The following is a 14,873-nucleotide window of genomic DNA, read 5'->3' as shown; positions in this document are numbered from 1 at the left end:
GAAGACGTGGATGGTCGGGACAAGCCCGACCATGACGGAGAGGAACTGCCACCTCACGCGAAATGACAGGAGACGCTGACGCCACCCAGCATCCGCAACTCCGGCCGTTCGGCCCGGCAGCGATCGGCGGCGCGTGAGCAGCGCGGGTTGAAGCTGCAGCCCGGCGGCGGGTCGATCGGGCTCGGCACCTCGCCCGACATCGGCCGGCGTTCGCGGTTCGGCCGCTCGACATCGGGAATCGTGTCGAGCAGCAGCCGGGTATAGGGGTGGCGCGGCCGGCTGAAGACCTCCTCGGCCGGCCCCGCCTCGACGAAGCGGCCGAGATACATGATGGCGAGATCGTCCGACATGTGCCTGACGACCGAAAGATTGTGGCTGATGAAGAGATAGGTCAGCCCCAGTTCCTTCTGCAGCTTGACCATCAGATTGAGGATCTGCGCCTGCACGGAGACGTCGAGCGCCGAGGTCGGCTCGTCGCAGACGAGGAAATCGGCTTCGGTGGCGAGGGCGCGGGCAATCGAGATGCGCTGGCGCTGGCCGCCGGAGAAGGCATGCGGGTAGCGGCTCGCATCGCTGCGCGACAGGCCGACAATCTCCAGCAGGTCGCCGACACGGTCTTTCGTGCTCGCGGCGTCCGGCCGCAGCTTCAATTCGCGGATCGGCTCGGCGATGATGTCGCCGACGCGCCAGCGCGGGTTGAGCGAGGCATAGGGGTCCTGGAAGATCATCTGCACGCGCGGCGGGCCGATGGTGCCATCGGCACGGCGGATGTCGCGGAAGTTCAGCATCCCCTGCGTCGGGCGCTGGAGGCCGACGACCATGCGCGCCAGGGTCGACTTCCCGCAGCCGGATTCGCCGACGATGCTGAAGGTCGTGCCGCGACTGACCGTGAAGGAGACGTTTTCGACGGCACGCAGGATGCGGCGCGGCTGCTTCGAGAACAGCCGCGAGAGCGTCGGCGCCGAGACGTCGAAGCGGCAGGAGGCCGAGGCGACATCGAGGATGATGTCGTCCACGGTCGCCGTAGCGGTGGTCGCGATCTCCGGCACGGCCTGCCCTCGTTCGAGCGTGGTCACGGTATCACGCATGGGCCAACTCCTGCAGCGGGAAGTGGCAGGCCGCCGCATGGGCGACCGGCGGAAGGCCCGGCTTGTGATCGCGGCAGACGCCCTCCGCCCGGCCGCAGCGCGGGTTGAAGGCGCAGCCCGGCGGAATGGCGTTGAGCCGCGGCATGGCGCCGTCGATCTGGTTGAGCTGCGCATGCCGGGCATGGACGCTCGGGATCGAGGCCATCAGCCCGGCCGTGTAGGGGTGGCGCGGGCGGCGCACGACATCCTCGACCGGGCCGATCTCGACGATGCGGCCGGCATACATCACCGCGACGCGATCGGCGGTTTCGGCGATGACGCCCATATCATGCGTCACCAGCATGATGGACGTGCCGTGCTCGCGGCAGAGCCGCTTCAGCAGCGTGGTGATCTGCGCCTGAATGGAGACATCGAGCGCGGTCGTCGGCTCGTCGGCGATGATCAGCACCGGCTCGGCGCAGAGCGCGAGCGCGATGACGACGCGCTGGCGCATGCCGCCGGAGAACTGGTGCGGGTAATGGTCGATGCGCATCTCGGCGGCGGGGATGCCGACCTCCTTGAGCAGGTCGAGCGCTCGCCTGCGCGCCTCCGCCTTGCCGACCGGCAGATGGGTGGTGATGGTCTCGACGAGCTGGTCGCCGACCGTCAGCAGCGGGTGCAGCGAGGTCAACGGGTCCTGGAAGATCGCACCGATGCGACGGCCGCGCAGGCGGCGCATTTTTTCCGCCGGCAGATCGTCGATGCGCTGCCCTTCCAGCCTGATCTCGCCGCCGGCGATGCGGCCGGGCGGATCGAGCAGGCCGATCACCGCCGTGCCGGTCAGAGATTTGCCGGCGCCGGACTCGCCGACCACGCCGAGGATCTCTCCCGGCGCGATGTCGAAGGAGACGCCGTCCAGCGCCGTCAGCGGGCCGTGGCGGCCGTCGAAGACGATGCGCAGGTCGCGCACGGAGAGCAAAGGCGCGGCGGCGGATGCGGTCATGCGATGGCCTCGCTGCGTTCGATGGCGTAGCTCGACGAGAAGATCTCGCTCATCGGCGGGTGTCCGAGAGTGCGTTCGGGATAGCGCGCCATCAGCCCCTCGAACTGGGCCTGGGCGCGGGCGTTGTCGGCGGCTTCGTCGATGCCGGGGATGATGCGGTTTTCCATGACGAAGCGGCCGTCGATCACGACGGTCGAGACGTCGCGGCCATGGCCGGTCAGCATCATCGTCTGGATGGGGTCGATGACCTGCCCGCTATGGGGGCGATCGAGCTCGAAGACGGTGATGTCGGCGCAGGCGCCCGGCTGGAGCCGGCCGAGATCGGGCCGCCGCAGCGCGTCGGCGCCGCCGATGGTCGCGGCATCGTAATAGTCCTCAGAGCGCACGGCGCCGGCATTGCCGGCCATGGTGCGGGCGAGGATCATGCCGACCTGCAGGTTCGTCACCATGTCCGGCGGAGCGGTGTCGGTACCCATGGCGATGTTGAGACCCATCGCGCGGTAGCGGCCGAAATGATCGATGGCATTGCCGTGCCGGCCCGAGACCAGCGGGCAGTGCACGATGCTCGCGCCGGAATCGCGGATGATCTCCAGATCGCGGCCGGGCCGGTCGACGAGCCGGCTGCCGGAGACGACGGTGCCGTGCGGCAGGAGGCAGCGCTCGCCGAGGAAGCCGAGGCTCTCCAGCCATTCCGGCGGGCTTAATCCCTGCTGGGCGAGGACGAGGTCGTATTCGATCTTCGACTGGCAGCAATGCAGCCTGACGGGAATACCGAGCTCGCGCGAGGCTGCGGCCGTGCGGCGCAAGAGCTCCGCCGTCGAGGTCTCGATGCGGTCCGGCGCGAGCATGGCACGGATCAGACCGCCGGCGGCGCCTTCATGGCATTTCGCGAAATCGATCGCGGCGTCGAGCTCGGCGAGGCCGCGCGCCTCGTCGTAATGGGTGACGATGCGGCCGTCTTCCTCGACGAGCTGGTTGCCGGTGCGATAGGCCGGGCCGAGATAGGCGCGGATGCCGAGCGCAGCGGCGGCTTCAGCGGCATCCTCGAACTCCTGCACCGTCTCGCCCCAGGCGCGGTAGAACAGCGAGGCGATCGGCAGCGCCGTGGTGATGCCGTTGCGGATCAGGGACGCGAAGGCGTGCTTCTTCTGGAAGGCCAGCTCCTCGCGGCTGTACATCTCGTAGGGTCCGGCCTCGAGATAGCTGCGCGGCCAGACCCGGCCCTTCTTCCAGGCCGGCTGGTTGTCGTAGCCGAGGATGGTGGTGTCGAGGTCGGAAAGCGCGTCGCAATCGACGAAGCCCGGCCCGATCAGGGCGTTGCCGTAGTCGATGCGTCTGCTGACCTCGCCGGGAAAGCCATGGCCGACGAAGACGATCCTGCCGTCCTCGAAGACCACCTCGCCGTTCTCGTAGAGGCGGTGGCGCCCGTCCTTGTGGCCGACGACCCAGCGCGCCGCCATTAGGATGCAGCCTTCGGGGCGCTTTGCCGGCCCGAGGCTCACGGCGCGGTCCTGACCGAAACACCGTCGCGGGCGACGACCCTGCCGCGCTTGACGACGCGACGCTTCGGAGAGCGGGTGACGATCGCCTCGGCCAGCGTCTCGCCCGGCAGGATGACGAAATCCGCCGCCTTGCCCTCGGCCAACCCGTAATCGGCGATCTCCATCACCTGCGCGCCGCCGAGCGTACAGACATCGAGCGCGATCCKGAGYTCRTCGTCGCGSCGGAARTTGTTGCGCAGGCCGACGAACATSGCSCGCTCCAGCATGTCGGCATTGCCATAGGGGCCCCAGGTGTCGCGGATGCCGTCCGAGCCTGAGCAGACGCGCACGCCGGCCTCGACCAGCTTCTTCACCGGCGGAGCGGCGCTGCGCGAGGGGGCGGTGGTCATGATCGCGATGTCGAGTTCGGCGAGCTGCGCGATCAGCGGATCGACCAGCGCGGGATCGGGTGAGCCCAGGCAGAAGGCGTGGCTGATCGTGACCTTGCCCTGCATGCCGAGCGCGCGGGTGCGCTCGATGATCAGCTCCGTCGAGAAGGCGCCCATCTCGCCGGGCTCGTGCAGATGGATGTCGAGCGGCTTGCCATATGTCTGGCAGAGCGCGAAGACGGCATCGAGATGCCCCTTGGGGTCGCGGTCGATGCCGCAGGGATCGAGGCCGCCGACGATCTCGCAGCCGGCCTTCATCGCCTGGTCCATCAACTCCAGCGTGCCGGGACGGCGCAGCAGGCCCGATTGCGGGAAGGCGACGAGCTCGATGTCGACGATGTCGCGGTAGTCGTCGCGGGTCTTCATCACGCCCTCGACGCCCCAGAGCCCATGCTCGGTGTCAACGTCGACATGGCTGCGGATATGGGTCGTGCCCATCAGCGAGGACTGGATCGACTGCCGGGCCGACTGGCGCGCCGGCTCGATATCCAGCCGCTTCTTGCTCTCGCGCTCATTGTCGATCTTGTCGAGCAGCTTCGGGCCGACCTCGTTGACGTACCAGGGCTGGCCCCAGAGGCTCTTGTCGAGATGGGTGTGCGCCTCGACGAGGCCGGGGATGACGATCTCGCCGCGCCCATCCTCGACCGCCACGCCGGCCGGCGCGGCGATGTCCTTCGCCATGCGGGCGATGCGGCCGTTCTCGATGAGGATGTCGAGGGCAGCACCGGCGTTCGGGCGGACATTCTTGAGCAGCAGGGAGGCGGTCATATCAGGCATTTCCTCGTGGTTTCTTGTCAGCGAAGTTTCGGATTCAGCGCATCGCGCAGCCAGTCACCGAGCAGGTTGACCGAGAGCACGATCAGCCCGAGCTGCAGCGAGGGGAACACGACGAGCCACCAGGAGCCGGAGAACAGGTACTGGTTGCCGATGCGGATCAGCGTGCCCAGCGAAGGCTGGGTGATCGGCATGCCCACCCCCAGGAAGGAGAGCGTCGCCTCCGAGAGGATGGCGAGGCCGAGATTGAGCGTCGCYGCGACCATGACCGGCGTCAGCGTGTTCGGCAGGATGTGCCAGAGCATGATGCGCGTCGCCGGCACGCGGATGATGCGGGCGGCCAGCACATATTCCTTGCGGCGCTCGACCATGGTCGAAGCGCGCACGGTGCGGGCATACTGCACCCAGTTGGTCAGCGAGATCGCAAGCACCAGCACCATCGCGGCGAAGGGGTCGCGCAGTTCCGGCGGCAGCAGGCCGCGGAACACCGCCGAGACCAGGATCGCCATCAAGAGCGTCGGGATGGAGAGCACCGTGTCCCCGAGGCGCATCAGCAGATTGTCGATACGTCCGCCATGGAAGCCGGCGACGAGCCCGACGGACACGCCGATCAGCATCGAGACGACGACGGCGGAAAAGCCGATGATCAGCGAGATGCGCGAGCCGTAGAGGATGGCGGAGAGCACGTCTCGGCCCTGCGGGTCGGTGCCGARCAGGAAGGGCCATTCGCCGCCCTCCTGCCAGATCGGCGGGATCTCGGCCTTGTCGATGAAGATCTGCGAGAGATCATAGGGGTTCTGCACGGCGATCAGCGGGGCCAGGAAGGCCGTAACGATCAGCAGCGTCAGCACCAGCGCCGAGATCCAGGCGGCGGGCGTCTTGCGGAAGCTCCAGCCGATGTCGCTGTCGAGAAAGCTCCGGATGCGGCCGGGCTTGGCATCGGCAGGTTTGGCGACGGTCGCGACGGTTTCAGCGGGCATTGGCGGCTCCCGAGAGCGCGTCCTCGCGCAGGCGCGGATCGACCCAGGCATAGGTCAGGTCGACCAGGGTGTTCAGCGCGACGAAGATGAAGGAGACGAYGATCAGATAGGCCGCCATCACCGGGATATCGACGAAGGTSACGGCCTGGACGAAGAGCATGCCCATGCCCGGCCAYTGGAASACSGTYTCGGTSACCAGSGCGAAGGCGATSAGRTTGCCGATCTGCAGRCCGGTSACSGTGATSACCGGCATCAGGCAGTTGCGCAGCGCATGGCSGAAATKSAYCGMGCGRGCCGGCAGGCCSCGCGCCCTCGCGAAGCGGATRAAATCGGTGCGCATSGTCTCSAGCATCTCGGCCCGCACCAGCCGCATCACCAGCGTGATCTGGAAGAGCGAGAGGGTGATGCCGGGCAGGATCAGCGCCTTGCGCCCCGACGGCGTCAGGAAACCGGTGCTCCACCAGCCGAGCTTCACCACCTCGCCACGGCCGAAGGCCGGCAGCCATTGCAGCGTCACCGAGAAGACGAGGATCAGCATGATGCCGAGCGCGAAGCTCGGCAGCGACACCCCGAGCACCGAGCCGAATTGCAGCGCCTTGGCGAGGAGGCTTTCTCGTCGGATGGCGGTGTAGACCCCGAGCGGAATGCCGAGGGCGAGCGACAGGAAGGTCGCGACCAGGACGAGCTCGAAGGTCGCCGGGAAGCGCTCCGAGATCAGCGCGAAGACATCCTGCTGATTGCGGTAGGAGATGCCGAAATCGCCCTGGGCCGCGTTCTTCACGAAGGTCGCGAATTGCAGCACGAAGCCCTTGTCGAGACCGAGGCGGGTCCGCAATTCGTCGCGCTGCTGCTGGCTCGCCTGCTCGTTCAGCATCAGCTCGACGGGATCGCCGACGAAGCGGAAGCTCAGGAAGGCGAGGAAGGCCACGGCGAGCATGACGCCGGCGGCATTCAGGAAGCGCTTGAGGAGGAAGGCCGGCATGGGCGGCTCCTGGGTTCCGGCGGCATTCCCGGGCTTCGCGTTGGCGAAGACCCGGGAAGCTCAGGCGGATGAAGGGCTCGTTTCCGAGATGGCCGGGTCAAGCCCGGCCATGACGGCGGCGGTTCAGCCTCATTTCAGCTTGGTCAGCCACAGGCGCGGCTTGTTGTCGGAGGCCTGCACCATGGTTTCGACATTGGCACGCATCGCCCAGGCCATCGGCTGCTGGTGCAGCGGGATGAACAGGGTCTGCTCCTTCACCAGCTTGAGCGCCTGCTTCATCAATTCGATGCGTTTGGCGTTGTCGAGCTCGACGCCGGCCTTGTCGATCAGYGCGTCGACCTTCGGATCGCCCCAGTTGCCCCAGTTGAACACGCCGGCCGTGCCGGTCCTGGAGTGGATCACCTGCACGAGCAGGGAATAGGCGTCGATCATCGGCTCGTTGGCCCAGCCGAAGGAGAGGACGTCGAAATCGCCCTTGGTGCGCTTCGGCGTCTGCTGGGCGCGCGGCGCCATGCTGAGATTGGGCTTGAAGCCGGCGCGCGACCACATCGAGGCGACCGCCTGGCAGAACTCCTCCTCATTGACCAGCGAATCGCTCTGGCAATTCATCTGGAAGGAGAAGCCGTTGGGATAGCCGGCCTCGGTGAGCAGCTTCTTGGCGGCGTTCAGGTCGAAGGGCGGACGCTCGTCCTGCGACGGCTCATAGCCGGGGATGGCGGGCGCGATGAGCGCACCGGTGTTGCGCGAGAGGCCGCGCATGGCGCGCTTCTGGACCGCGTCGATGTCGATGGCGCGATAGAGCGCCTCGCGCACCCGGATGTCCTGGAAGGGATTCTTGCCCTTCACATCGCTCTCGAAGAGCTGGTCCTTGAGATTGAAGGCGAAGAAGACCGAGCGCAATTCGTTGGTCTGCATCACCTTGACGTCGGACGACGCCTTGAGGCGCGGCAGATCCTGCAGCGGCGCGACATTGGTGTAGTCGATCTCGCCCGACAGCAGCGCAGCGACGCGGGTCGAGGCCGAGGCAATCGGGACGAACTCGATGCGGTCGATATTGTGCTGCGGCTTGTCCCACCAGCCCGGATTCTTGACGAAGATCGTCTTGGCGTCGGGCTGGCGGCTCTCGATCGAGAAGGGGCCGGTGCCGTTGGCGTGGTCGGTGGGATAGCCGGTGACGCCCTTGCCGACATCGGTCGGCTTCAGCGCGTTGTGCTCCTCCAGCCACTTCTTGTCGAAGATGAAGATGTTGGTGAGGTCGTTGAGCAGCAGCGGATAGGGACCGTCGACCTCGATCTCGACGGTGTGGTCGTCGATCTTCTTCGAGGATTTGTAGGCCGGCAGATTGCCTTTCAGCGGCGAGGCGGCATCCGAGACGCGAGCGAGCGAGGCGATGACGTCATCGGCCGTGAAGGGGTCGCCATTGTGGAAGGTCACGCCCTTGCGCAGATGGAAGCGCCAGACCGTCGGCGACACCGTCTCCCAGGACTCGGCCAGCGCCGGCTCGATCTTGAGGTCACCGGTATAGCGCACCAGCCCTTCATAGACATGGTTCAGGACCGACAGCGTGAAGGTCTCGCCGAAGGAATAGGGATCGAGCGAGGCGATCTCGCGACCCGCACCCCATTTCAGCGTCTTCGCCTCCGCCGCGCCGCTCAGCGCGAAAGCGGCAACGGCCGCCAGCAACCAGGCCTTCTTCATCGACACTCTCCCCTTTTCATTCGGCGCAGTCCGGAACGAAGCCACGCGGTCGTCACTGCCACCTCTGTGCGCATCGTGGCGTTTTTCGCGCCATCTCGTGTGCGATTAATGTTCGGTCTTGCATACGATTGTTTGATCGTATTGTATGCGATTATTGAACACAAGCGCAAACTGGAACGGAGCCCCGTCTCGTGACATTGACGGTCCCCAGCAAGGTCAGACCAAAGCGAGGACAGGCCGATATGGGCGAGTCACGGCTGCCGGGATTGCGTGCGCAATCCGTCTACAGGGCGCTTCGGCGCGCGATCATCGAACAGGCGCTGAAACCGGGCATGAAACTGCCCGAGGATTCGATCGGCGAGCAGCTCGGGGTCAGCCGCACGCTGGTCCGGGAGGCCTTCAACCGCCTTTCGGTGGAAGGGCTGGTCGAGCTCACGCCGAACAAGGGCGCCTCCGTCGCCTATCCGACGCTGGAGGAGGCGCGCGACGTCTTCGAGGTCCGGCGCGGGCTCGAGCGGCTCGTCGCCGAGAACCTCGCCGGGYGGTTGACCGCCGCGCAGGCAGCCGAGCTGGAAGCTCATGTCCGGCAGGAGGAAAAGGCGCATGGGCAGGACGGGCCGGAATCGATCCGCCTGTCCGGCGAGTTCCATATCAAGCTCGCCGAGATGACCGGCAACGCCCTGCTGCTGCGCTATGTGCAGGAATCCTCGTCGCGCTGCTCGCTGATCCTGGCGATCTRCGGCCGGCCGCATTCCTCGGAATGCGCCGTCTCCGAACACCGCCAGCTGATCGAGGCCCTGCGCGACGGCGACGCCGCCCGCGCCGCCGACCTGATGGACCATCACCTGCGCGCCGTCGTCACCCGCGCGCTGCTGACACCCCGCATCGAGCGCGACATCCGCGACGTGCTCGCCCCCTATGCCCTGAGCGAAGGACTGACTCCATCATGACAGCGACGCCGGCCGTGCAGCCGCGGGCCGAGGAAGCCCCCGGCATCGTCACCTTCGATTTCGCGCAGTTGACGCCGCGCGAACGCTACAAGCTSCTGATCGGCGCSGTSGTGCCRCGSCCGATCGCGCTGGTGACGACGGTCGATGCGCAGGGCACGGTCAATGCCGCGCCCTTCTCCTTCTTCAACTGCCTCTCCGCCGATCCCGCGATCCTGGCTCTCGGCGTCGAATACCGCCCGACCGGCGCGCAGAAGGATACCGGCCGCAACATCCGCGAGACGCTGGCCTTCACCGTCAACATCGTCTCCGACGCGCTTGTCGCCGGCATGAACATCTGCGCCGTGCCCTYCGAGCCCGGCACGGACGAGCTCGCCGAGGCCGGCCTCACCGCCATGCCCGGCATCAAGGTGCCCTGTCCCTGGATCGGCCAGGCGCCGGCCGCCTTCGAATGCCGCCACCACACCACGCTCGGCATCGGCAGCTCGCGCGAGATCATCCTGGGCGAGATCGTCTACGCGCATTTCCGCGGCGATACCGTCGACGAACGCCTGCATGTCGACCCCGTCGCGCTCGACGCCGTCGGCCGCATGGGCGGCCATGGCTACGCGACGACGCGGGACTATTTCGATCTGCCGACCATGCCGCTCGCGACCTGGCGGACCGATCCGGACGCCGCGAATCGACGAGACTGACCTGCCGGTACTGCGGCGAAGCGCAGCTTCGCCATGCAACAGACGCGCAACGGTTAGTCCTCCACCTATCGACCTTGCATTTATCGCATCCCGCCCCTCGCGCTCACGCCATGGCGGGCTCCGCCCGCATGGGTCATCCTGACCTGACGTGACGGCAGCGCTCTTCGGAGCGCGGCCGAAGAACAGCGGGGCGATGCACCGCGACAGGGGGAAGGCGGAACCATGGCGGCGCAGCCGCGCCATTGCTGCGCGGCACGGGGCCATGCCCGTTGGGTGACGACATGACGACGACAAGCGAGATCATCGACTTCCGGGCCGAGACGGATGACGGAGCCACGCTCCATTGCTTCCGCGAGGGCCATGGCCAGCCGCTGCTGCTGGTCAGCGGCCTCAGCGGCACCGCCGGATTCTGGACGAACATCGCCGCGACGCTCGGGCGCTCCTTCGAGATCATCCGCTTCGACCAGCGCGGCATCGGCGGCAGCAGCCGCGGCGAAGCGCCCTGCGACATCGAGAGGCTCGCCCGCGACGGCCTCGCCGTGCTCGACGCGGCCGGGCTCGACCGGGCCGGCTGCCGCCGCTCGATCATGGAAACCGGCGGACATCTCTTCCCGGTCTCGCGCCCGGACATCTTCACCGCCTCCGTGGCGGAATGGATCGGCGAGCTCTGAGCGCCCCGCCCGCCCGGCCGCGTCGAAAGGACCCATATCGGCCCGGCGCCGGCCCGCGCTAAACCGGGACCGTTCCAAGGAAGAGCCGGGCCGCAAGCCGGGCCCCGAAAGACGAGACCCATGCGCGCCGTTCTGCCCCGCCTCCTCGCTGCATCCTTCCTGACCTCATCGCTTCTGGCCCTGCCGCTCCTCGCCCATCCCGCCACCGCGCAGGATCTCGAGGCCGGCCAACGCTCCTTCAACAAATGCCGGGCCTGCCACCAGATCGGCGAGGGCGCGCGCAACCTCGTCGGGCCCGAGCTCAACGGCGTGATCGGCCGGCATTCCGGCGCGGCCGAGGGCTACAGCTACTCCAACGCCAACAAGAATTCCGGCCTGACCTGGGACGAGGCGACCTTCGCGGACTACATCAAGGATCCCAAGGCGAAGATCCCCGGCACCAAGATGATCTTCGCCGGCATCCGCAGCGAGAAGGAGATCCAGGATCTGATCGCCTTCCTCAAGCAGTTCGACAAGGACGGCAAGAAGCTCTGACGGCGCCCCTCGCCGCGCAGTTCCCCGACCAAACCCATGTCTTGCGCGGCGCCGCGGCAGGCGGCGCCGGACGAAAAACGACGGCATGCGCTCAGATCAGGGCCGGTAATCCCCCGGCCATGACAGAACGCCTCTTCCATTTTCGCGATTGGATGCAATATTTATTCGCTCCGGCGGATCATCGCGATTCGGGAGCCGGAGAAATGTGCTGCCCGGGAAAGGTCTCCACGCACCGATGAAGAAGGCCAAGCGGAAAACGGGAGAGAAGCGGTCGCAGATCGCCGCTGTGCCGATCCGCCGCGCCGCCGACGGTTCGATGGAGATCCTGCTCGTGACCTCGCGGACGACGCGCCGCTGGATCGTGCCGAAGGGCTGGCCGATCAAGGGCCTCAAGGACCACGACGCCGCTGCGCGCGAGGCCTATGAGGAAGCCGGCGTGATCGGCCGCATCGGCCATGAGCCGGCCGGGCGCTACAGCTACTGGAAGCGGATGAGCGACCATTTCGCGCTCTGCGAGGTGAAGCTCTATCTGCTGGCGGTCGAGAAGCAGCTCGGCAGCTTCCGCGAGCAGCACCAGCGCGACCTGCACTGGTTCAAGCTCGCCGACGCCGCCGACATCGTCGACGAGCCCGAGCTCAGCACCGCCATCCGCAAGCTGGAGACGCTGCCTGCCCTGGCGGCATGAAAGCCCGCGACGATCGCACCCGAATGACAGCGCCGAGAACCGACGATTACTGGCGCATTCAACGAAAATGACGTAGCGTCACCATCCGGAACAAAGAAAAGCGGAGGCCGGCAATGCCCGACCAGACGCGCCATGACGCATGGCAGGCCGGCGAGACTGACGAGCGCTTCATGGCGCGCTGGAGCCGGGAGCTGGCGCCGCGCTTCATCGACTGGCTGAACCCCCTGCCCGGCTTCGAATGGCTCGAGGTCGGCTGCGGCAGCGGCGCGCTCACCGAGGCGCTGCTCGGCCTCGCCGTGCCGGTCAGCGTCGTCGCGGTGGATCCCTCGGAGGACTTCCTGGCGCTGGCGCGCGAGCGGATCACCAACCCCCGCGCCAGCTTCCGGAAGGGCAGCGCCGAGGCCCTACCGGTGGCGAATACAAGCTGCGACGCCGTCGGCTCCGGGCTGGTGCTCGATATCGTGCCGGACCGGGCCAAGGCGCTGGCGGAGATGCGCCGGGTGGTGCGGCCGCGCGGGCTGATCTGCTTCTATGTCTGGGATTATCCGGGCGGCGGGGTGCAGTTCCTGCGCGCCTTCTGGAGCGCCGCGACGGCGCTCGACCCGCAAGCCGCCGATCTCGGCGAGGACCGGCGCTTCCCCTTCTGCACCCAGGAGGGGCTGACCGGGCTCGCGCTCGCCGCCGGGCTCACCGACGTCACCTGCGCGCCGATCACGATCCCGACCGTGTTCCGCGACTTCGCGGATTTCTGGCAGCCCTTCACGCTCGGCACCGGGCCGGCTGCGGCCTATTACGCCGGCCTGGCGCCGGCGGCGCGCGAGTCCCTGCGGCAGAGGCTGCGGGACAGGCTGCCGATCGCCGAGGACGGCACGATCGCGCTGGAGGCGCGCGCCTGGGCGGTACAGGGCATCTCGCCCTGAGAGGGCGGCATGGCCGATGCCTGCTACGCGAGCCAAAACCCGCCCGCCTTGCGGCGTTCGTTCGAGAGCGAGGGGCAGCGGAGCGCCGCGAGGCGCGGTTGGGTATAAGGCCGCTTCCATTGAGCCAGGATGCGGCGCGGAAGGATTGAGCCACCTTCCGCACGCCCCGTGGCGCTCCGCTTCCGGCGTTCTTTAAGTCTCCGGGCCGCGCTTATCGGGCCTTGTGGTCATCCTTCGCCGCGAGCCCTTTCGACGCCAGTTCGGCTCATCGCCTTGTCGCGTCTACTCGGGCATGGGACGAAGGCGTGATGCCATCGGCCGTTCTGAGCGAGCTCCTCGCACAGGGATCGTAATGTCCCCAGGGCGGTGCCCCGAAGCCTCCCGGGAGTGGATCGTGACTCCACCCGCAGGCGCCGACCCCATCCCCACCAACGGCACACCTCCGGATGGCTGCCCCTCTGGGATGAGGTGGTCCGAGGATAGGCGCGGCTTGCAAGGGCGGGGATAAGTTTTCGGCAGGCCGCGACGCCTCTTCCCTTCTCCCCCTGCGGGAGAAGGGTTCCCGCGCCCTCCATCGGCCGCGCGAGACGCGGATGCTCGGCACACGGCCGAGCCTGACGGCGAGCCGGGTTCGACTCCACGCCGGGATGGCGGCATGGCATAAGCGCTCTCTCAAGGAGCCAGCATGCCAATTCGCCCCGAACAGCCCGCGGACGCAGCCGCCATCCGCGCCCTGACCACCGAAGCCTTCGCGGCGGCGCCGCATAGCAGCGGCACCGAAGCGGCCATCATCGACAGCTTGCGCGCGGCCGGCGCGCTGACGCTCTCGCTTGTCGCCGTCGAGGGCGACGAGATTGTCGGCCATGTCGCCTTCTCGCCGGTGACGATCGACGGGGCGGAACGCGGCTGGTTCGGGCTCGGGCCGGTCTCGGTGCGGCCGGGCCGGCAGCGTGGCGGCGTCGGCTCGGGCCTGATCCGCGAGGGCTTGCAGCGCCTGCGCGAGATCGGCGCCGGCGGCTGCGTGTTGCTCGGCGACCCCGGCTATTACGGCCGCTTCGGTTTTGCCGCCGATCCGGCGCTGGTGCTGGAGGGCGTGCCGCCGGAATATTTCATGCGCCTCGCCTTTGGGGCCGGGGTGCCGGCCGGTACGGTGCGCTATCACGCGGCTTTCGACGGGGCCTGAGGCTCAGGAGCGATAGGGCTGCCGAACCGCTACGCCTTTCCTTCTCCCGGCTGGGAGAAGGTGGCGCGGAGCGCCGGATGAGGGTGTGCGTTTTCTGAAGAAGGCTCAACGGCTCCGTTGCGGCTAGACGATCAGCGGCGGTCCCTCACCCCTGCCCCTCTCCCATCCGGGAGAGGGGTTCTCCGCGGCTCACTTCATCGCCCGGAAGGTGACCAGCACGGCCAGCACCGCCGCATAGCTCTGATGCGTGGTGCCGAGCCCAAGCTCATCGCGCGCATCGAGCAGATAGCGTTCGAAATCGCGCGAGGCGTGGACGAAGGTGGAGGGGACGGTCATGAGATATATACTCGCCCTCTCCGCCGTCAAAATTAATCTGGAAAATTCTTACCCCTCTTATAGGCGGCCCGAGCCTGTGATCTTCCCGGTATCCTTTCGATCAAATCAGATTTTATCATCTCTTTGAATATGTTCTTAATCTTATTTTCAGAACMAATGAAGCATATACTCCGCGCTTTACTGTTGTTTATTTCATCATTTGATTTTAAATATTCAGTAATCACTGCTGCGGCGCAGCAAGCTTTTCATGCCGCAGAGAGACTAGTACACCATTATCTTTTTGCTCGACAATCGGATCCTTTAATTTCAATTTTCTCATGGCTTCAAAAGCCGTATTAAGGCCTTCACCAACATCTTTATTTGGCGGATTCTTAAATTTATTAAGTAACCTTACAATTTTTGGATTTCTTGCAAAGCGCTCGTCAAGAATATTGATAGTAGTTACGTGCCCAGCAAGGACCCCTGGGC

General features: G+C 66.6%; 15 protein-coding genes and 1 pseudogene. 7 read left to right on the top strand and 9 right to left on the bottom strand.

The genetic code is table 11. The annotated features are described in order from the left end of the window. Positions 1–53: 53 nt before the first annotated feature. From AB4Y99_RS19890 to AB4Y99_RS19860, 7 genes are all read right to left on the bottom strand, one after another. A complete protein-coding gene (locus tag AB4Y99_RS19890; RefSeq protein ID WP_441524525.1) occupies positions 54–1,088 on the bottom strand; it encodes an ABC transporter ATP-binding protein in 1,035 nt (344 codons plus the stop codon). Further along, the gene (locus AB4Y99_RS19885; protein ID WP_441524524.1) at positions 1,081–2,070 is read right to left on the bottom strand and encodes an ABC transporter ATP-binding protein; all 990 of its coding nucleotides are present in this window, start codon (positions 2,068–2,070) and stop codon (positions 1,081–1,083) included. The genes AB4Y99_RS19890 and AB4Y99_RS19885 overlap by 8 nt, the downstream gene beginning before the upstream one ends. Then, positions 2,067–3,530, bottom strand: a complete 1,464-nt coding sequence (locus AB4Y99_RS19880) for an amidohydrolase family protein (RefSeq protein WP_441524526.1) — start codon at positions 3,528–3,530, stop codon at positions 2,067–2,069. Before AB4Y99_RS19880 ends, AB4Y99_RS19885 begins: the two co-directional genes overlap by 4 nt. Positions 3,531–3,568: 38 nt before the next feature. After that, entirely contained in the window at positions 3,569–4,768 is a 1,200-nt protein-coding gene (locus AB4Y99_RS19875) for an amidohydrolase family protein (protein WP_441524523.1), read from the bottom strand. 26 nt (positions 4,769–4,794) lie between these two features. Continuing rightward, entirely contained in the window at positions 4,795–5,754 is a 960-nt protein-coding gene (locus AB4Y99_RS19870) for an ABC transporter permease (RefSeq protein WP_441524522.1), read from the bottom strand. Next, positions 5,744–6,736 carry an ABC transporter permease gene (locus tag AB4Y99_RS19865; RefSeq protein ID WP_441524521.1) on the bottom strand — a complete coding sequence of 331 codons (993 nt, stop codon included), beginning with the start codon at positions 6,734–6,736 and terminating at the stop codon, positions 5,744–5,746. Before AB4Y99_RS19865 ends, AB4Y99_RS19870 begins: the two co-directional genes overlap by 11 nt. 129 nt (positions 6,737–6,865) lie before the next feature. After that, on the bottom strand, positions 6,866–8,434 hold the full coding sequence (locus AB4Y99_RS19860) for an ABC transporter substrate-binding protein (RefSeq protein ID WP_441524520.1): 1,569 nt from the start codon (positions 8,432–8,434) through the stop codon (positions 6,866–6,868). Between the two features lie 242 nt (positions 8,435–8,676). On the opposite strand from AB4Y99_RS19860, the gene AB4Y99_RS19855 reads away from it, so the two are divergent. The 7 genes from AB4Y99_RS19855 (at position 8,677) to AB4Y99_RS19825 (ending at position 14,069) form a co-directional block, all read left to right on the top strand. Further along, complete coding sequence (locus AB4Y99_RS19855) at positions 8,677–9,384, top strand: GntR family transcriptional regulator (RefSeq protein WP_441524519.1); 708 nt, start codon at positions 8,677–8,679, stop codon at positions 9,382–9,384. After that, entirely contained in the window at positions 9,381–10,076 is a 696-nt protein-coding gene (locus AB4Y99_RS19850; protein ID WP_441524518.1) for a flavin reductase family protein, read from the top strand. The genes AB4Y99_RS19855 and AB4Y99_RS19850 overlap by 4 nt, the downstream gene beginning before the upstream one ends. 281 nt (positions 10,077–10,357) lie before the next feature. After that, a complete protein-coding gene (locus AB4Y99_RS19845) occupies positions 10,358–10,747 on the top strand; it encodes an alpha/beta fold hydrolase (protein WP_441524517.1) in 390 nt (129 codons plus the stop codon). 120 nt (positions 10,748–10,867) lie between these two features. Further along, positions 10,868–11,281 carry a c-type cytochrome gene (locus tag AB4Y99_RS19840; RefSeq protein WP_441524516.1) on the top strand — a complete coding sequence of 138 codons (414 nt, stop codon included), beginning with the start codon at positions 10,868–10,870 and terminating at the stop codon, positions 11,279–11,281. A gap of 205 nt (positions 11,282–11,486) precedes the next feature. Continuing rightward, positions 11,487–11,966, top strand: coding sequence for an NUDIX hydrolase (locus AB4Y99_RS19835; protein WP_441524515.1), 480 nt, complete (start codon positions 11,487–11,489; stop codon positions 11,964–11,966). Between the two features lie 113 nt (positions 11,967–12,079). Next, positions 12,080–12,886 (top strand): class I SAM-dependent methyltransferase, encoded by an 807-nt coding sequence (locus tag AB4Y99_RS19830; protein ID WP_441524514.1) that lies wholly within the window; start codon positions 12,080–12,082, stop codon positions 12,884–12,886. A gap of 685 nt (positions 12,887–13,571) precedes the next feature. Beyond that, positions 13,572–14,069, top strand: a complete 498-nt coding sequence (locus AB4Y99_RS19825; RefSeq protein ID WP_441524513.1) for a GNAT family N-acetyltransferase — start codon at positions 13,572–13,574, stop codon at positions 14,067–14,069. Positions 14,070–14,258: 189 nt separating this feature from the next. Here AB4Y99_RS19825 and AB4Y99_RS19820 read toward each other — a convergent pair whose 3' ends face one another. Continuing rightward, positions 14,259–14,405: a DUF2267 domain-containing protein gene (locus AB4Y99_RS19820; protein WP_441524512.1), complete on the bottom strand. Its 147-nt coding sequence runs from the start codon at positions 14,403–14,405 to the stop codon at positions 14,259–14,261. A 220-nt stretch (positions 14,406–14,625) separates the two neighbouring features. Next, positions 14,626–14,873: pseudogene (locus AB4Y99_RS19815) on the bottom strand (ATP-binding protein); the annotation flags it as partial.

This window comes from Allobosea sp. TAB14 (assembly GCF_052113865.1).
Lineage (GTDB): Bacteria > Pseudomonadota > Alphaproteobacteria > Rhizobiales > Beijerinckiaceae > Allobosea > Allobosea spartocytisi.
The sequence above is the reverse complement of the archived record's forward strand: the minus strand, read 5'-3'. Positions and strand labels throughout refer to the sequence as shown.